This is a genomic window from Burkholderia sp. FW306-1C-G01B (assembly GCF_058781685.1).
Genome location: NZ_JBYSWZ010000018.1, coordinates 1 through 18,224 on the forward strand (window position 1 = coordinate 1; position 18,224 = coordinate 18,224).

The window sequence follows — 18,224 nt, forward strand, 5'->3', positions numbered from 1 at the left end:
TCGTGACGCGGCGCCGACGGCAGTGCCGGCACGGCCGCCGAGCCATGCGCGACCGGCCGCGCGACGCCGCGCGCCGGCGCGAGCACGATGCCGCCCGTCACGCGCCAGCCCGACACGATCGCCTTCATCTGGCGCGTCTGCTCCTCGAGCGACGCGGCCGCGGCCGCTGCCTGCTCGACGAGCGCCGCGTTCTGCTGCGTGACCGAATCCATCTGGCTGACCGCACGGTTGACCTGCTCGATGCCGGTCGACTGCTCTTCCGACGCGGCGCTGATCTCGCCCATGATGTCGGTCACGCGGCGCACGGCCTGCACGATCTCGTCCATCGTCGAGCCCGCACGCGCGACGAGCGCCGATCCGCTGTCGACCTTCTCGGCCGAATCGCCGATCAGCTGCTTGATTTCCTTCGCGGCCGTCGCGCTGCGCTGCGCGAGCGAGCGCACCTCGCCCGCGACCACCGCGAAGCCGCGGCCCTGCTCGCCCGCACGCGCGGCTTCGACCGCCGCGTTCAGCGCGAGGATGTTGGTCTGGAACGCGATGCCTTCGATCGTGCCGATGATGTCGACGACCTTGCCCGAGCTCGCCGCGATGTCCTGCATCGTCGATACGACCTGGCCGACCACCTCGCCGCCCTGCGTCGCGATGTCCGACGCGTTCACCGCGAGCTGGCTCGCCTGCCGCGCGTTCTCCGCGTTCTGCCGCACGGTGCCCGTCAGCTGCTCCATGCTCGACGCGGTTTCCTGCAGCGACGCGGCCTGCTCCTCGGTGCGCTGCGACAGGTCGATGTTGCCGGTCGCGATCTCGCGCGCGCCGACGTCGATCGATTCGGTGCCGCGATGCACGGACTGCACCATCGTCGTGACGGCGTCCTGCATCCGCTTGATGCCGCCGAACAGGCGCCCCATCTCGTTCGTGCTGGACACGTTCACCGGCTGCGTGAGGTCGCCGCCGGCGATCCGCTCGAAGTGCGCGATCGCGTCCTCGAGCGGCTTCACGATCAGCCCGCGCATCGCGAAGCGGATCGCGATCACGACGACGAACGCGACCGCGATGCCGGCCGCGATCAGCGCGACCATCAGCGAGATCTGCGACTGCGTCGCGGCCTGGCGCTCTTCCGCGTGCTTCTGCAGCGATACGATCACGGCTGCCGCCGTCTGGTCGAACGCGACGAACATCGGGCTGATCTTCGTGTCGGCAATCGCGTGGTACGCCGCCATGTCGCCCGCGCGCGCCGCGGTAAATTCGGGCTCGACGCCTTCCTTCACGATCGTCGTGTAGCGTGCGGTGAGCTCGTCGACGAGCGTCTGCTCGACGCCGAGCTTCGGCAACGACTGGAACGCCTGCCAGTTCTGGTTCGACTTCGCAAACAGCTCCTGCGCGCGGTCGAGCACCTTCGTCGCGTCGGCCGCATTGCCGGCTTCGGTCAGCGTACGGAAACGATCGAGCGCGACACGCGCACGCAGCAGGTGCGCGGCCGTGTCGTCGAGCGTGTGGATCGCCGGCAGGTCGACGTGCGCGATCTCGTCGAGCGAGCGGCTCGCGTGATCGAGCGCGTAGAGGCCGAGCCCGCCGACCGCGGCGGCCAGGCACACGAGGATGAGTCCGACCGCCGTGAGCGTCGTGCGGATCGACCAGTTATGCAACATTGCAGATTCTCCCGAAATTCCTGCGCGCGCGGCGCGCTTAACCGCCGAGTGTCTCGATCAGCGCCATTTCACGGCTCGACATCAGCTTCTCGATATCCATCAGGATCAGCATCCGGCCGTCGACCGTGCCGAGGCCCGTCAGGTACTCGGTCGTCAGCGTCGCGCCGAATTCCGGCGCCGGCATGATCTGGTCGGTCTGCAGCGTCAGCACGTCCGACACGCCGTCGACCACCATCCCGACCACGCGGTGCGCGACGTTCAGGATGATCACGACGGTCTGGTGGTCGTACTCGACGCGGCCGAGATGGAACTTGATCCGCATGTCGACGATCGGCACGATGATCCCGCGCAGGTTGATCACGCCCTTGATGAAGTCCGGCGCGTTCGCGATGCGCGTGACGCTGTCGTAGCCGCGGATTTCCTGCACCTTCAGGATGTCGATCCCGTATTCCTCGTCGCCGAGCGTGAACACGAGGAATTCCTGGCCCGTCGCGTCGCCTTGCGCCGCGTCGCGGCGGCTCGTCGCCGCGTTCGCCGCGGCCGGATTGATCATTTGGACTTCAGCAGACACGTTTGCCCCCAATCGGTTGAATGGCGAGAGTCAGAACATCGCGAGCTCGGCGCCGGCTCGGGCGCCGTGCGTCGCACGGGTTTCTCGGTTCAGCGCCGCGACGTCGACGATCAGCGCGACGCTGCCGTCGCCGAGGATGGTCGCCGCCGAGATGCCGTGCACCTTGCGATAATTGGTTTCGAGGTTCTTCACGACCACCTGCTGCTGGCCGACCAGCTCGTCGATCAGCATCGCGAAGCGGCGCCCCTCGGTTTGCATGATCGTGACGATCCCCTGCGTCGGGTCGGTGCGGGCGTCCTCGACCGAGAACACCTCGTGCAGCGCGACCAGCGGCAGGTATTCGCCGCGCACGCGCACCACGCGCTCGCCGTTGCCGACCGTGTAGATATCGTCGATCGACGGCTGCAGCGACTCCATCACGAAGTTCAGCGGCAGGATGAAGATCTCGCTGCCGACCTTCACCGACATCCCGTCGAGGATCGCGAGCGTCAGCGGCAGCACGATCCGCGTGGTCGTGCCGCGGCCGGCCTGCGACGTGATCTCGACGTGGCCGCCCATCGACTGGATGTTGCGTTTCACGACGTCCATCCCGACGCCGCGGCCCGATACGTCGGTCACCGTCTCGGCGGTCGAGAAGCCCGGCGCGAAGATCAGGTTCCACACCTCTTCGTCGCTGATGTTGTCGGACACCTGCATGCCCTGCTTCGCGGCTTTCGCGAGGATCCGCTCGCGGTTCAGGCCCGCGCCGTCGTCGCTGACCTCGATCACGATGTTGCCGCCGTGATGCGCGGCCGACAGCACGAGCTGGCCGACCGCGTCCTTGCCGGCGGCGACGCGCTTGTCGACCGTCTCGATCCCGTGGTCGAGGCTGTTGCGCACGAGGTGCGTGAGCGGATCGATGATCCGTTCGATCAGGCTCTTGTCGAGTTCGGTCGCCTGGCCGAACGTGACGAGCTCGACCTGCTTGCCGAGCTTGCCGGCGAGGTCGCGCACGAGCCGCGGGAAGCGGCTGAACACGTAGTCCATCGGCATCATGCGGATCGACATCACGGCTTCCTGCAGGTCGCGCGCGTTGCGCTCGAGCTGCGCCATCCCGTTGAACAGGCGGTCGTGCAGCGCCGGATCGAACGCGCTCGCGGTCTCCGCGAGCATCGCCTGCGTGATCACGAGCTCGCCGACGAGGTTGATCAGCTGGTCGACCTTCTCGACGCCGACACGGATCGAGCTGCCTTCGGCGCCCGATGCGGCCGCGGCGGCCGGGCGCGCGCGCTTGTCGTCGTGATGCGCGGCGGCCTGCGCCGCGTGTTCGGCCTGCGGCCGTTGGGGTTGCTGCGGCGGTTGCGTTGCCGCGGCCGCGGCCGGCTCGACGGTTGCGGGAGCCGGTGCCGGTGCGGCCGGTTGCGGCGCGGCGGCCGGCGGTGTGAATACCTCGACCCGCGCGGGTTGCGCGGTGGCGGCCGGAGCCGCAGCGTCCTGCGCGACGGCCGGTGCCGCCGTCGCGGCCGGCGCCGTGCCGTGCGCGATGCGGATCTGGCTTTCGTCGATCACGAAGCAGCACACGGCGACGATGTCGTCGGACGGCACGTCCGATTCGAGCCACAGCGTCAGGTCGTCGCCCGCTTCCTCGCGGCCGACGATCCGGCCGAGGTTGCCGAGTTCTTCGCTGAGCAGTTCCCGGTCCTTCGCGTCGACGCCCGCCAGCGTGATCTTCAGGTGCGGGCCGTCTTCGCCCGCGTCGGCCGCCGGATGCGCGGCCGCGACGGCCTGCTCGACCACATGATCGGGCGCGCGATCGCCGCCGGCGGCGGGCTCCGCGGCCGGTGTGGCCGGTTCGGCAGCAGCGGCGACCGGCGCGGCAGGCGCGGCCGCAGCGACCGCCGGCGCGCCCGCGCCGCTCTCGGCCTTCAACCGTTCGAGCTTTGCGCAGATCGTCGCGGCGGCTGCCGCGTCCGGTTCGGCGCTCGCGCGGTAGTCGACGAGCTGGTCGGACAACACGTCCTTGGTCTCGAGGAACGCGTCGATCATCTCCTTGGTCAGCGTCAACTCATGGTTGCGCGCGCGGTCGAGCAGCGATTCGAGGATGTGCGTCGTATCGGTCAGCGCGGAAAAGCCGAACGTCGCCGCGCCGCCCTTGATCGAATGCGCGGCGCGGAAGATCGCAGCGAGGTCTTCGGGGTCGGGCGAGTCGACGTCGAGGTTCAGCAGAAGCTGCTCCATCTGCGCGAGCAACTCGTCCGCTTCGTCGAAAAAGGTCTGGTAGAACTGCGTGATATCGAGAGTCATGCCCGGTCACCGGTTGGATTCGTCGCGTTCATTTCAGGAGGCAGCCGGCTCGGACAGCGTCGCGACCAGGTCGACCAGCACGACCGGATCGATCGGCTTCTCGATCCAGCCGGTCGCGCCCGCGTCGCGCGCGGCGTCCTTGAAGGCATCGCTGCCTTCGGTCGTCAGCACGAGGATCGGCGTGTCCGCATACGCGGTCAGCTTGCGCAGCGCGGCGATCACCTCGAGCCCGCTCTTGCGCGGCATGTTCTGGTCGGTCAGCACCAGGTCGTACGGCGCGGTCGCGGCCATGTCGAAGCCGGCTTCGCCGTCCGGCGCCACCGTCACGTCGTAGCCGGCCTGCGCAAGCGTCGCCTGCAGCAGCGCACGCATGGTCGCGGAGTCGTCGATGGCGAGAATGGTTCGGATCATGTCTGTCTCGGAATCTCGGGAACGTCAGGGTTTCGGCGCCGCGGCGGCGGCACTCGCGACCGCCGGACGCGCGGCCGGCGCCGGGCCGGCGAGCTGCTGCGCGAGCAGCTTCGAGCCCGCCGCGTCGGCCGACAGCGTCGTGGTCGTCGCGTCGTCGCGCATCAGCGCTTCTTCGGATTTGCGGTTCAGCACGATCACGCTGATCCGGCGGTTTTCCGGATCGAGCGGGTCGGCCTTGTTCAGGTTCTGCGTCGACGCGAGGCCGAGCACGCGCAGCACTTTCGCCTCGTCCATGCCGCCGGAAATCAACTCGCGGCGCGACGCGTTCGCACGGTCGGCCGACAGCTCCCAGTTGCTGTAGCCGCCCTCGCCGCCCGCGTACGGCACGGCGTCGGTGTGGCCCTGGACGATGATCCGGTTCGGCACGTCGTTCAGCGTCTTGCCGATCTCGCGCAGGATGTCGCGCATGTACGGCTCGACGTGATCGCTCGACATCGCGAACATCGGCCGCTTCTGCGTATCGACGATCTCGATGCGCAGCCCCATCAGCGTCGAATCGATGCGGATCTGCTGCTTGAACTGGCGCAGCGTCGGGTTGGCCTCGATCGCGGCCATCAGCTTGATCTGCAGGTCGTGCAGGCGCGCCTGCTCGCGCCGCTCGATCGCGCCCTGCGCCTGCGCTTGCGCCTGCTCGTCGACCGGCTTCGCGACGCGCTCGGCGAGCGACGTCGTGCCGTCGGTGCGGCGCAGCGTGCCGGCGTCGGTACTCGACAGGTCGCGGCCGCCGGCGTTGATGATGCTGGAGTCCTGCGAGTTGCGGTCGCCGCTGCCGAACAGCGCGGCCTTCAGCGGCGTGTTGAAGTATTCGGCGATCCCCTTCAGCTGCACCGGCGTGACCGAGCTCAGCAGCCACATCAGCAGGAAGAACGCCATCATCGCGGTCATGAAGTCCGCGTACGCAAGCTTCCATGCGCCGCCGTGGTGGCCCTTCTTCGCCGGGGCCACCCGCTTGACGACGATCGCGCGATCCTTGCTCTTGCTCATTGGTCGCTCCGCGTCACTTCGCCTTCACGCGGCGCACGTGCTCTTCGAGCTCGGAAAACGACGGCCGCTCGGTCGAGAACAGCACCTTGCGGCCGAACTCGACCGCGATCGCCGGCGCATAGCCGTTCAGCGTCGCGAGGATCGTCACCTTGATGCACTGGAACATCTTGGTCGACTCGGCGACGCGCTGCTCCGCGAGGCTCGCGAGCGGCCCGATCAGCCCGTACGACAGCAGGATCCCGAGGAACGTGCCGACCAGCGCCTGCGCGATCATCGCGCCGAGCACCGCGGGCGGCTTGTCCGCGGACGCCATCGTGTGCACGACGCCCATCACGGCCGCGACGATGCCGAACGCCGGCATCGCGTCGCCGACGCGCATCAGCGCGTGCGCGGGGCCTTCGCCTTCCGAGTGATGCGTCTCGATCTCCTCGTCCATCAGGCTCTCGATCTCGAACGCGTTCATGTTGCCGCCCACCATCAGGCGCAGGTAGTCGGTCAGGAATTCGACGATGTGGTGATCGGCGAGGATCTTCGGGTATTGCGTGAAGATCGGGCTCTTTTCCGGATCGTCGATGTCGGCCTCGAGCGTCAGCGTGCCTTCCTTGCGCGCCTTCGCGAGCAGCACGTACAGGAGCGCCATCAGCTCCATATAGACGTCCTTCGTGTATTTCGAGCCCTTGAAGAGCGTCGGCAGCACGCGCAGCGTGGCCTTGATGGTCTTGCCACCGTTGCCGAGGATGAATGCGCCGACGCCGGCGCCCACGATCATCAGGATCTCGATGGGCTGGATCAAGGCGCCCAGATGCCCGCCTGCCAGCGCATAACCGCCGAAGACCGACAACAGCGTCACGAGTGTTCCCACGATAATCAGCACTGCCTGTCCCTCATGAAAGACCGGCGGGAAGATCGCCGTTAAACAGGTTTACGGCAGTCGGCAGGAAAACTTTCGCGGCCGCCCGGCGGCGGCCCGACGGTGTTTACCAGCAGTCGGCAGACGGTTCGCGCGGCCCGCGGCAGCCGCTTGCACCCCGCCCGGCGGCGCTCAGGCCGCGGCGGCGGCCAGTTCGGCGCGCGCGGCGGCGGCCTTGCGGGTCTTGCCCGCGCGCGACGGCGGCTGGCACAGGCCGCAGACGAAACCTTGATGCGGATCATGCGCGTGCGCGACGAAGTGGCCGCCGCAGCGCGTGCACGGGGTCATCTGCAGCATCCCCGAATCGAAGAAGCGCACGAGCGTCCACGCGCGTGTGAGGCTCAGCGCGGCCTCGTCGCCGGACAGGTTCACGTGCTCCTGATAGAGCCGGTACGCTTTCACGATCGACTGGATCGGCTCGCAGCGGCCGTGGTCCTGCATGAACCGGTAGATGTTGTAGAACAGCGACGAGTGGATGTTCGGCTGCCACGTCATGAACCAGTCGGTCGAGAACGGCAGCATCCCCTTCGGCGGCGACACGCCCTTCAGTTCCTTGTACAGCTTGATCAGACGGTCCCGCGACAGGCTCGTCTCCGCCTCCAGCAACTGCAGCCTGGCGCCCAGTTCGATCAGTTCGATGGCGAGGGTGATTTCCTTCACCTCGATCACGACGCTTTTGCTTGCCATGGTGATAACCGTCCGCTTGACGTGGTTCGGATGGGTGGCCAATACGCTGCCGGCCGGCGCGGCACGCCGGGACAAACGCAAGGCGGGATGGATCAGCGGACGCTTTCGACCTGCTGCCCGGCCATCAGGATGGCCGAGTGGGCATGCGCGACGACATCGCTGCGGCCCTTGTCGGCGAGCGACGACAGCAGTGCGTGATCGTCGAAGCGGAAGCGGCACAGCATCTGGTTCGACGCGGCGAGCTTCACGGTCTGTGCGAGCGTGAGGTTCGCGAGCACGTCGGCCAGTTCCTGGGAAATTCCCATGCGGAACATGCCCATCGCCTTGTCTTCCCGCAACAGGCGTTGCGCGAGGAGGAGGTACGACAGGTTGACCTCTTTGATCTCACTGAGCATTTCGCTGGTAGCGCTCATGATTCCCCCGTTAAAGAGCTTTGCTTTGGCCATTCGTGTTATGACAACGTTTGCTCGATCAGCGCGCACCAGGCGCTCAGTCGGCTCGTTTATATTCTTACAGGGCAAATTTTGGCCAAACGGCATTTATGTCGGTATCAGCGAAGTGGCGTATGCCGCGCAGGATTTGTCTGTAATCCGTGTAGGAATTTTTCCGACAAGGCGAATTGAAAGGGGGCAATCGGGAAAGCGGGTGACGGCGCGGATTCGGCCGAGATGGGTTCGATGACCGCCGCGCAATGGCGGAAGGCTTGCCGGCAAGGCCGCCGACCATCGGATCGGTAAAAATTATAGTGGTTTTTCACGATGGCGCAACAATAGTTGATTCTGTCTCGATTTATGTTTTCCCGCCCTTTTTCTCGGGGTTTTCGCGTATTTCATCGTGTAACAAGCCTTAAGTGTTTGAAAAAACACTCGAACCCCTCAGGCCGATATCGATAATGGACTCCAATGGGCGGCGGCGCGAGCCGTGCCGGCCCGCCCCGCAGCTTGCCGTCCGGCGCCCCGCGCACCCCGCCCAGGGCCCGGCCACGTACCGCCAACAGCGTGCGTCGGCGAGTTCCGCAACCTTGTAGGGGATCCGCATCGGCGCCGCAGCGCCCACACGGATCGACATCGGAGAACATCCATGCGAATTGCCCAGATCGCGCCCCTTTACGAAGCCGTCCCGCCGAAACTCTACGGCGGCACCGAGCGTGTCGTGTCCTACCTCACCGAGGCGCTCGTCGAACTCGGGCACGACGTGACGCTGTTCGCCAGCGGCGACTCCGTCACGTCGGCCCGCCTCGAGGCGGCCTGGCCGCGCGCACTGCGGCTCGACCCGTCGATCCGCGATTCGATGGCGCCCCACATGCGGCTCCTCGAGCAGGTCGCCCGCGTCGCACATGAATTCGACGTGCTGCACTTTCACCTCGATTACCTGCCGTTCCCGCTGATGTCGCGTCTCGACACGCCGTACGTGACGACGCTGCACGGCCGCCTCGACCTGCCGGAGTTGCAGCCCGTGTTCGACTCGTTCCCGGACGCGCCGGTCGTGTCGATCTCGAACAACCAGCGCAAGCCGCTGCCGCAGGCCGCGTGGGCCGGCACCGTGTACCACGGGCTGCCCGACACGCTGCTCACGCCGCAGCCGGGCGTGAAGCCCGAATATCTCGCGTTCCTCGGTCGGATCTGTCCCGAAAAGCGCGTCGACACGGCGATCCGGATCGCCGCGCAAAGCGGGCTGCCGCTGAAGATCGCCGCGAAGGTCGACAAGGCCGACGCCGACTACTTCAAGGAAGTGATCGAGCCGCTGCTCGGCCAGGCGCACGTCGAATTCATCGGCGAGATCAACGAAGCGCAGAAGCCCGCGTTCCTGTCCGGCGCGAAGGCGCTGCTGTTTCCGATCGACTGGCCGGAACCGTTCGGCCTGGTGATGATCGAGGCGATGGCGTGCGGCACGCCGGTCGTCGCGTTCAATCGCGGCTCGGTGCCGGAAGTGATCGAGGACGGCGTGACCGGCTTCATCGTCGAGGACGTGCAGGGCGCGGTCGGCGCATTGCACCGGATCGACAGCCTGTCGCGCACCGCGATCCGCGAACGGTTCGACACACGTTTCAGCTCGAAGGCCATGGCGCAGCGTTATGTCGAGACTTACGAATCGCTTTGCACGGCTACCGGGCAACCGGCATTGCGCCGGGTCGCAGGCGCCTGACGCGGAAATCCGCGCGGAAATATTCCGTAAAATCCGCGCCGAAATCGGCGCGCAAAACCGCAAAGCAAAAGAGCCGCATCGACGATGCGGCTCTTTCTTTTTGGCTTTCCGTCATTCGATCAGGAATCGATCGCGGTTTTTCCCGACGATCCAATTCGGCGGCTTGCCGCGCCCGCTCCAGGTCGCACCCGACTTCGGATCACGGTATTTCGGGGGCAGCGGCGCCTTCTTCGGCGGGCGGCCGCGCCGCGCCCGCTCCGCGAAGCCCAGGTCCTGGGCCGTCAGGCCGTATTCGGCAATCATTCGCTGGACGTCGGCAATCACCGCCGCCACTTCCTGGCGGCGTACGTCGTCCGCCTGGGCCTGCAGATCGGCGATCTGCGCCTTGAGTTTCGCGTATTGAGACATTTTTTCGACTCCCTTTTCGATGATGCGGCCCCGGCGAATCCGACCGGGACACAAACATCCGTTACGCCATCCGTACTGCCGCCCTGCCCTTCGAAATAAATACTGTCATCTTTAACCAATTCGGCTATATCGAGAATGCGGGCTTATTCTAATAAAAGGCATTCGTCAGCCATTCAAATTTAACAATCGTTGACCCTCCCGGACCCGATTCATTTCCTATAATCCAGACCAATTCCGGGCGACGGAATAAATCCGTCGTGTCGTCCGGTTGTTTTCAACCCACTTGAACGAGGTCCTTACATGAAGCTTTCTCAGCGTCTCGCTGCAGAGGTATTCGGCACGTTCTGGCTGGTGCTCGGCGGGTGCGGAAGCGCTGTGCTGGCCGCCGCCTTTCCGGGCCTCGGCATCGGCTTTGCCGGCGTCGCACTTGCCTTTGGCCTGACCGTGCTGACGATGGCATTCGCAATCGGCCACATTTCGGGCTGCCACCTGAATCCGGCGGTGAGCGTCGGCCTGACGGTCGCCGGGCGTTTCCCGGCACGCGATCTCGCGCCGTACATCGTCGCGCAGGTTGTCGGCGCAACGCTCGGCGCGTTCGTGCTGTACCTGATCGCGACCGGCAAGCCGGGCTTCGACGTCGTCGGCAGCGGTTTTGCGACGAACGGCTTCGGCGAGCGCTCGCCCGGCCACTACTCGCTGGCGGCATCGTTCATCTGCGAAGTCGTGATGACGGGTTTCTTCCTGTTCGTGATCCTCGGCGCCACCGACAAGCGCGGCGTGCCGGCCGGCTTCGCGCCGATCGCGATCGGCCTGTGCCTGACGCTGATTCACCTGATCTCGATTCCGGTCACCAACACGTCGGTGAACCCGGCGCGCTCGACCGGCCCGGCGCTGTTCGTCGGCGGCGACGCGATCGGCCAGCTCTGGCTGTTCTGGGTGGCACCGCTGATCGGCGCGGTACTCGCCGGGATCATCTACCCGCTGGTCGCAGGGCGCGACGACGCCGTCGACCTGCTGCCGGCATCGGCTCGCACAAGCGAATAAAACACTACGGGGTTACGCGAGCAGAGCAGCGAGCCTCACGCTGTCGAAGAACATCGAGGCAGGCAATTTCGACGGGCGCCCTTGGCGCCCGTTTTTCATTGCCGCTCGGGAAGCACGCTCGGGGCGTTCGCTCAGGAAGCGGCGACGTTGTCCTCGAGCGAGAACAGCGTGCGCAGGTGGCGGGCGACGCCCGCATCGAAGTTGTTGCCGATTCGCGGGATGTGCGGCAGCCGCGCGACCAGGTCGGGATTTGCGTTGTTCATCATGAACGCGTGGCCGGCGGTTTCGAGCAGGTCGATGTCGTTCATGTTGTCGCCGAACGCGACGCAGTGGCCGGTATCGACGCCGAGCCGCGCGAGCACCGTGCGCAGCGCGCGACCCTTCGACACGTTCGCGGTCATCACTTCCAGACAGTCGGGCAGCGAGTACGTGACGTACAGCGCATCGCCGAACCGCACGCGCATCTGCTCGGCGACGATCGCCAGATCGGCCGGTTCGCCGATATACAGCACCTTCGCGATATCCGCGCCGTCGTGCGCGGGCATGTCGATCACGTCGTACCGGAAGCCCGAATCCTGGTGGAATTCGAGCAGGTGCGGCGCATCGCGGTCGATCAGCCAGCCTTGGTCGGTGAACAGGTTGACGATCACGCGGCCATGCGTGCCGACGACGTCCGGCTGCACGAGGCCGCGGACGATCGCGGGATCGATGTCCTGCGCGTGGATCGTCGTGTCGTCCGGCGCATGCACGCGCGCGCCGTTCGACGTGATCAGGTACGGCCGGATGCCGAGCACGTCGCGAATGCCCGCGACGTCAGCGTAATGGCGCCCCGTGGCGATCACGAACTGCAGGCCGTCGCGCTCGAGCCGGCGGACGGTATCGATCGTGTACGGATCGAGCTGGTGGTCGCTGTTCAGCAGGGTACCGTCGAGATCGGTGGCGATGACTTTGTACATGGGACGGAAGAATGGCGCTCAGGGCTCTGCGGAACGGCCATTCTAACGTCGCGCCCGGCTGCGCGCCGGACGGTTCCCGGTCAGGCGCCGCCTTCGGCGCCGCTGCGGAGCGCTGTCAACCCGCCGTCAACCCGCCTTCAACCGCCTTCCGCAGCCCGCAGCGCCTGCAGCGCGAGCTGCAGCGCGCCATGCGCCGAATCGTCGAGCGGCGCGCGCAGCCGCGCGGCGTGGCGCGCCGGCACGGCCGGCGCGAGCGCGTCCGCGAGCCCACCGCACAACGCGACCGGCAGCGCCTGCTGCGGATCGAGCGCATCGATCATCTTGCCGATCTCTTCGCCGGCCTGCGCGATCAGCGCGCCCGCGACCGGGTGCGAGCGGTGCGCGAACACGATCGGCGCGAGCCGCGCATAGATCGTCTGGTTCGCATCGCACGACCACTGGACGAGCGCGTCGCGATCCTGCGCGCCCGTTTCCGCGAGCAGCGCGTCGGCGAACGCGTCGCGCGGCACGCGGCCGTCGAGCGCCTGTTGCGCATATGCGAGCGCACGCACGCCGAGCCACGCGCCGCTCGCCTCGTCGCCGGACGGAAAGCCGAAGCCGCCCGCGATCCGGCACGCGCCGCCCGCATCGAGCGCCGCCGCGATACTGCCGGTGCCCAGCGCGACGATGAGCCCCGGCGCGCCGCCGTGCGCGCCGACGACGGTCGTATACGCGTCGCTCTCGATCGCGAGCGCGCCGAGCGGCGCCTGCGCGCGGAACGCGGCGAGCCACGCCGCGTTGTTGACGCCTGCGAGCCCGCAGCCGAGCGCGCACTGCGACCACTCGAACGCGAAACCGGCGCGCGTGAACGCATCCGCGCAGGCCGCGCCGATCGACGCCCACGCGCGCTCGATGCCGAGACCGAGCCCCGACGGGCCGCCGCGCCCCTGCGCGAGCTCGCGCCCGTGCCGGTCGGCCAGCACCGCGCGCGTACCCGTGCCGCCGCCGTCGATGCCGATCGCAAAAAGTAATGCCGCCATGCTTCCATCCCGCTGATTCGAACAGGCGCCAAGCTTAACCGGATCGGCGCCGCGCGCCCATCTGCCGTTCGGCCGGCTATCCCGCGAAAAGGGCTTCCGCTATGCTGGCGCGATCGAACCGACACTGAAAACGAGGCAGACGATGTCGCAGCGGTGCAACTGGGTGAAGACGGAAGCGGATGCTCACTATCACGATACCGAGTGGGGCGTGCCGTCGCACGACGATCGCCACTTGTTCGAAATGCTGATCCTGGAAGGCGCACAGGCCGGGCTGTCGTGGTCGACGATCCTGAACAAGCGCGCGGGCTATCGCGAAGCGTTCGCCGATTTCGACGTCGACGCCGTCGCGCGCTTCACGCCGAAGCACATCGAGAAACTGCTGGAGAACCCCGGCATCGTGCGCAACCGCGCGAAGGTGCAATCTGCGGTGACCAACGCGCGCGCCGTGCAGCGCATCCGCGACGAGCACGGGTCGCTCGCCGCGTTCCTGTGGTCGTTCGTCGGCAACACGCCGGTCCAGAACGCATGGGAGTCGTATCGCGACGCGCCCGCGTCGACCGAGCAATCCGACGCGCTCAGCAATGCGCTGAAGGCGTACGGCTGCAAGTTCGTCGGTTCGACGATCTGCTATGCGCTGATGCAGGCGACCGGCATGGTCAACGATCACGAGACCGGCTGCCCGTGCCACGCGCAATGCGCGGCGCTCGGCGGCAAGCAGCCGGCACGCCGGCGCAAGGCGGGCTGACCAGCGCCAACCATCACCCGGAGCCGGCAACGGCTCTGCCCCCTCCAATCACCGCGCGGCGCGTGACGACGCCGGCACGACCGACCGCGAGCGACAGATAGATCACCAGCACGCGCGGGTCGGCGGCCTCGACGTCACGGCATCGGGACTTTCCCGGCCTCCAAAAGCAAAACGGCGGAGCGGCCTCTTTCGAGACACACTCCGCCGTTTTCGCGGCGAACCGTAGCGGCGAGCCGTAAGACGCTCTTAGTGGAGCTTCTTCGGCAGCATCTGGCTGCGCAGGCGCTTGTGCAGGCGCTTGACGGCTGCTGCCTTCTTGCGCTTGCGGACTGCGGTCGGCTTTTCGTAAGACTGGCGTTCGCGCAGCTCAGCGATCAGGCCATTTTTTTCGATAGCGCGACGAAAGCGGCGAATCGCCACTTCGAACGGCTCGTTTTCTTTCAGAAGAATCGTCGTCATGTCGTTCCTAAATTGCTTAAACGGTCAAAAACGTAGCGGCCAAGCGCCACGCACCGGCCATCCGAGCGTCCCCACAACAGGCGAAACGAGCGGAAATACGGCCTCGGAGGCCGGAAAAGAGAGGCGGAAAGCACCGCGAGTACGCTTCACAACCGCGTGCAGCGCCGCGTTTGACTGCCAGCAGACATGCCGAAACCGGCAAAGGCGTGACAGAAATCTCAATTCAGCCCGCCATCATATCAGGGAATCACAGACAAAACCATCCTTTTGTCGATTCCGTGTTCACAGCCTTGCAACTCCGTCGGCAGGCCGGCCTCAGCCCCCGTTAGTCGGGCATCTGGCCCGCCCCGTCCGAAATGACAAAGAACGATAAAAAATCGGGACGAATCTCAACAGACCCCTCAAGTTTTGTTTTGGTACGCCGAAATCCTGCTCTGAGGCGGCCAGCAATGAACGAGTGCTTCCGCCGACGCCAAAAACGGCTTTCCAGGGCTTTCGGCTTAAACAGGAGATTTTTCCATGCTCGGAATCAATAGCAACATCAACTCGCTGGTTGCTCAGCAGAACCTCAACGGCTCGCAAGGCGCACTGTCGCAAGCCATCACGCGTCTGTCGTCGGGCAAGCGCATCAACAGCGCAGCCGACGACGCAGCCGGCCTCGCGATTTCGACGCGGATGCAAACGCAGATCAACGGCCTGAACCAGGGCGTGTCGAACGCGAACGACGGCGTGTCGATGATCCAAACGGCATCGAGCGCACTGTCGTCGCTGACGAACAGCCTGCAGCGTATCCGCCAACTGGCCGTCCAGGCGTCGACGGGCACGATGTCCACGACCGACCAGGCAGCACTGCAGCAGGAAGTTGCGCAGCAGGTCCAGGAAGTGAACCGTATCTCGTCGCAAACGACGTACAACGGCACGAACATTCTCGACGGCTCGGCAGGCATCGTGTCGTTCCAGGTCGGCGCGAACGTCGGCCAGACGATTTCGCTGGACCTGAGCCAAAGCATGTCGGCTGCGAAGATCGGCGGCGGCCTGGTGCAGAAGGGCCAGACGGTCGGCACGGTGACGGGCCTGAACCTCGACGCAGCCGGCGCTTATACGTCGGCCTCCGCGACGATCTCCGCGATCAACGTGATTTCCGACGGCAAGGGCGGCTATTCGTTCACCGACCAGAACGGCCAAGGCATCACGGCAACGGTCGCACAGGCAGTGTTCGGCGCCAACGCAACGTCCGGTACGGGCACGCAGGTCGGCGCACTGGCGCTGCAAGCGGGCGCAACCGGCGCAGGCACGACGCCCGCGCAGCTCACGGCAATCAACAACTCGATCGCCCAGATCAATGCGGTCAACAATCCGAAGACCGTGTCGGGCCTCGACATCAGCACGGTCAGCGGTGCGAACGTCGCGATGGTGTCGATCGACAACGCGCTGCAGACGGTGAACAACGTGCAGGCGGCACTCGGCGCGGCACAAAACCGTTTCACGGCAATCGCAACGGCGCAGCAGGCAGAATCGACCGACCTGTCGTCGGCACAGTCGCAGATCACCGACGCGAACTTCGCGCAGGAAACCGCGAACATGTCGAAAAACCAGGTGCTGCAGCAAGCAGGCATCTCGGTGCTCGCACAGGCGAACTCGCTGCCGCAGCAGGTCCTGAAGCTCCTGCAGTAATCGCGTAGCAACCGACGGCCGGGCCCCGCGTAACGCGCGGCCCGGCCGCAAGCGCTTGGCGCGCGGGGCTTCGCCCCGCGGCCAGGTCTTCACCCAGCATTTCACGGATCATCCGCCGCACGGAGCAACACGATGTCGACGATCAATTCCGCCGTCAATTCCGCCACCAACTCGGCCAACAGCCAGCTGCAGCAGGCCGCGCAATCGATCATCAGCGGTTCGACCGGCAACTCGTCGATGGACGTCAACTCGCTCGTGACGGCGCTCGTCAATGCGAAGACCGCCGGTCAAAGCGCCGCGCTCACCGCGAAGCAGGCCAGCGACAACACCCAGATTTCCGCGTACGGCGCCCTTTCGGCCGCGCTGAGCGCGCTGCAGACCAGCCTCACGACGCTGTCGAACGGCTCGCTGCAGAACACCTTCACCGCGACCGCGAGCGGCACCGGCCTCACCGCGACCGCCGGCGCCGGCTCCGTCGCCGGCAGCTATTCGGTCGGCGTCACGCAGATCGCGACGTCGCAGTCGCTGTCGTCGGCCGCGTTCGGTTCGTCGACGGCGCTCGGCACCGGCACGATGACGCTGTCGCTCGGCAGCCAGTCGTTCACGGTCAACGTAAGCAGCACGAACAACACGCTGTCCGGCATCGCCGCCGCGATCAACACTGCAACCGGCAACCCGGGCATCGTCGCATCGGTCGTCAACGGCAGCGACGGCGCGCACCTCGTGCTCAGCTCGACGCCGACCGGCGCGGCGAACACGATCAGCGTCGCGCTCAGCAACGTGTCCGGCGACAACGGCCTGTCCAGCCTCGGCGTCACGTCGACGGCCAGTACGACGGGCGGCCAGTCGACGTTCACGTCCGCGAACGGCAGCGCCGCATGGAAGCAGAGCACGGCCGCGCAGGACGCCGCGTTCACGATCAACGGCATCGCCGGCACGAGCGCGAGCAACACCGTGACGAGCGCGATCACCGGCGTCACGCTGAACCTGACCACGGCCGCCGTCAACGCGAACCAGACCCAGACGCTGACGGTCGCCACCGACACGAAAACCCAGGCCGCCGCGGTCAACAACTTCGTGACGCTCTACAACACGCTCGTCACGACGATGGGCTCGCTGTCGAGCTTCACGTCAGGCGCGTCGTCGCAAGGCCCGCTGCTCGGCGATTCGACGCTGAACACGATCAAGAACTCGCTCGCGTCGATCGTCGCGAGCGGCGTGAACAACAACGGCTCGACGATCAACCTCGCGTCGATCGGCGTCACGCTGCAGGCCGACGGCACGCTGAAGACCGACAGCAATACGCTCAACACCGCGCTGCAGACCAACCCGTCGGGCGTTGCGTCGCTGTTCAATTCGACGAACGGAATCGGCGAGCAGCTGACGACGAACATCACGAACTACACGAAGACGAACGGGCTGATCGCCGCGCGCACGACGGCGCTCAGCAACGACCTGAAGAGCGTCACGACGCAGCAGACGAACCTGTCGAACTACGCGGCACAGCTGACCAGCCAGTACCAGGCGCAGTTCACCGCGCTCAACAAGCTGATGTCGACGATGAACAGCAACTCGCAGTACCTGACGCAGCTGTTCGGCGGCGCAAACAGCGCCGGCGCGATGTCGAACAACAAGGGCTGACCGCCGGCCGGACAGGAGAGCCACGATGGAACAGACCGAACTGATCGCGCAGCTCGACGCGCTCACCGATGCGATCGAACATGCGGCGTCGATGGCCGACTGGATCGAGGCGACACGCCTCGTCGACGCGCGCGAGCCGCTCGTCGCGTTGCTCGCGTCCGACCAGCCGCCGGCCGGCATCGCCGCGATCCGCCGCATGCAGGCCAGCAACGAGCGCATCTTCGCCGACGCGCAACGCGCGCAGCAGGAGCTGACCGACGAATACCAGGCGGCGATGGGCCGCGTGCAAGCCGTCGGCCAGTACCAGAACGTCGCGAGCCGCTAACGCACCGCAAACGCCGCGCCGACCCGCGCGCGCCAACCCGACAACAAGAACTACGCGCTGATGTGAGGGCGTGCTCGTTCGCCTCCGCCCGCCTCGTGCGGGCGTTTTTTTTGGGGGGGGGGGCCGCCGGCCCGCGGCGGTCCATGCCGCGGACGCGCCTATCAATCAAATTGACGCGGCTTTTGGCGTCACCTCGCTGCATCGGCTCGCCGCGACGCTGCAGATAATGGTACCGACCGATTCCCCGTAACCATCG

General features: G+C 66.4%; 18 protein-coding genes. 6 read left to right on the forward strand and 12 right to left on the reverse strand.

Annotation, left to right across the window (positions count from 1 at the left end):
- From AC3WLY_RS29350 to flhD, 8 genes are all read right to left on the reverse strand, one after another.
- Positions 1–1,646 (reverse strand): methyl-accepting chemotaxis protein (locus AC3WLY_RS29350; RefSeq protein WP_492332738.1); only part of this gene is annotated, 1,646 nt, incomplete at its 3' end.
- A 37-nt stretch (positions 1,647–1,683) separates the two neighbouring features.
- Positions 1,684–2,199 (reverse strand): chemotaxis protein CheW, encoded by a 516-nt coding sequence (cheW, locus tag AC3WLY_RS29355; protein WP_072443103.1) that lies wholly within the window; start codon positions 2,197–2,199, stop codon positions 1,684–1,686.
- Positions 2,200–2,247: 48 nt separating this feature from the next.
- Entirely contained in the window at positions 2,248–4,500 is a 2,253-nt protein-coding gene (gene cheA, locus AC3WLY_RS29360; RefSeq protein WP_492310486.1) for a chemotaxis protein CheA, read from the reverse strand.
- Positions 4,501–4,533: 33 nt separating this feature from the next.
- On the reverse strand, positions 4,534–4,911 hold the full coding sequence (locus tag AC3WLY_RS29365) for a response regulator (protein WP_047899513.1): 378 nt from the start codon (positions 4,909–4,911) through the stop codon (positions 4,534–4,536).
- 24 nt (positions 4,912–4,935) lie between these two features.
- Positions 4,936–5,955 carry a flagellar motor protein MotB gene (motB, locus tag AC3WLY_RS29370; RefSeq protein ID WP_425133407.1) on the reverse strand — a complete coding sequence of 340 codons (1,020 nt, stop codon included), beginning with the start codon at positions 5,953–5,955 and terminating at the stop codon, positions 4,936–4,938.
- 13 nt (positions 5,956–5,968) lie between these two features.
- A complete protein-coding gene (gene motA, locus AC3WLY_RS29375) occupies positions 5,969–6,829 on the reverse strand; it encodes a flagellar motor stator protein MotA (protein ID WP_072443097.1) in 861 nt (286 codons plus the stop codon).
- 168 nt (positions 6,830–6,997) lie between these two features.
- A complete protein-coding gene (gene flhC / locus AC3WLY_RS29380) occupies positions 6,998–7,552 on the reverse strand; it encodes a flagellar transcriptional regulator FlhC (RefSeq protein ID WP_011350591.1) in 555 nt (184 codons plus the stop codon).
- 92 nt (positions 7,553–7,644) lie between these two features.
- Positions 7,645–7,965 (reverse strand): flagellar transcriptional regulator FlhD, encoded by a 321-nt coding sequence (gene flhD / locus AC3WLY_RS29385; protein ID WP_069746442.1) that lies wholly within the window; start codon positions 7,963–7,965, stop codon positions 7,645–7,647.
- Between the two features lie 667 nt (positions 7,966–8,632).
- Here flhD and AC3WLY_RS29390 point away from each other — a divergent pair.
- Positions 8,633–9,697 (forward strand): glycosyltransferase, encoded by a 1,065-nt coding sequence (locus tag AC3WLY_RS29390; RefSeq protein WP_310139406.1) that lies wholly within the window; start codon positions 8,633–8,635, stop codon positions 9,695–9,697.
- Between the two features lie 111 nt (positions 9,698–9,808).
- Here the strand turns inward: AC3WLY_RS29390 and AC3WLY_RS29395 are convergent, their stop codons facing one another.
- The gene (locus tag AC3WLY_RS29395; RefSeq protein WP_006489320.1) at positions 9,809–10,105 is read right to left on the reverse strand and encodes an H-NS histone family protein; all 297 of its coding nucleotides are present in this window, start codon (positions 10,103–10,105) and stop codon (positions 9,809–9,811) included.
- Between the two features lie 300 nt (positions 10,106–10,405).
- On the opposite strand from AC3WLY_RS29395, the gene aqpZ reads away from it, so the two are divergent.
- Complete coding sequence (aqpZ, locus tag AC3WLY_RS29400; protein ID WP_072443091.1) at positions 10,406–11,149, forward strand: aquaporin Z; 744 nt, start codon at positions 10,406–10,408, stop codon at positions 11,147–11,149.
- A gap of 131 nt (positions 11,150–11,280) precedes the next feature.
- Here aqpZ and AC3WLY_RS29405 read toward each other — a convergent pair whose 3' ends face one another.
- Complete coding sequence (locus AC3WLY_RS29405) at positions 11,281–12,105, reverse strand: Cof-type HAD-IIB family hydrolase (protein WP_492310487.1); 825 nt, start codon at positions 12,103–12,105, stop codon at positions 11,281–11,283.
- Between the two features lie 137 nt (positions 12,106–12,242).
- Positions 12,243–13,124, reverse strand: coding sequence for a glucosamine kinase nucleotide-binding domain-containing protein (locus AC3WLY_RS29410; RefSeq protein ID WP_072443087.1), 882 nt, complete (start codon positions 13,122–13,124; stop codon positions 12,243–12,245).
- Between the two features lie 142 nt (positions 13,125–13,266).
- Here AC3WLY_RS29410 and AC3WLY_RS29415 point away from each other — a divergent pair, with 142 nt between their 5' ends.
- Entirely contained in the window at positions 13,267–13,869 is a 603-nt protein-coding gene (locus AC3WLY_RS29415) for a DNA-3-methyladenine glycosylase I (protein WP_492310488.1), read from the forward strand.
- A 246-nt stretch (positions 13,870–14,115) separates the two neighbouring features.
- Here the strand turns inward: AC3WLY_RS29415 and rpsU are convergent, their stop codons facing one another.
- A complete protein-coding gene (rpsU, locus tag AC3WLY_RS29420; RefSeq protein WP_006401410.1) occupies positions 14,116–14,328 on the reverse strand; it encodes a 30S ribosomal protein S21 in 213 nt (70 codons plus the stop codon).
- A gap of 519 nt (positions 14,329–14,847) precedes the next feature.
- Between rpsU and AC3WLY_RS29425 the strand changes: the two genes are divergently transcribed.
- From AC3WLY_RS29425 to fliT, 3 genes are all read left to right on the forward strand, one after another.
- Positions 14,848–16,002 (forward strand): flagellin, encoded by a 1,155-nt coding sequence (locus AC3WLY_RS29425; protein WP_492310489.1) that lies wholly within the window; start codon positions 14,848–14,850, stop codon positions 16,000–16,002.
- A 132-nt stretch (positions 16,003–16,134) separates the two neighbouring features.
- Entirely contained in the window at positions 16,135–17,643 is a 1,509-nt protein-coding gene (gene fliD / locus AC3WLY_RS29430; protein ID WP_492310490.1) for a flagellar filament capping protein FliD, read from the forward strand.
- 25 nt (positions 17,644–17,668) lie between these two features.
- Positions 17,669–17,968 (forward strand): flagellar protein FliT, encoded by a 300-nt coding sequence (gene fliT / locus AC3WLY_RS29435; RefSeq protein ID WP_175962757.1) that lies wholly within the window; start codon positions 17,669–17,671, stop codon positions 17,966–17,968.
- Positions 17,969–18,224 lie beyond the last annotated feature (256 nt).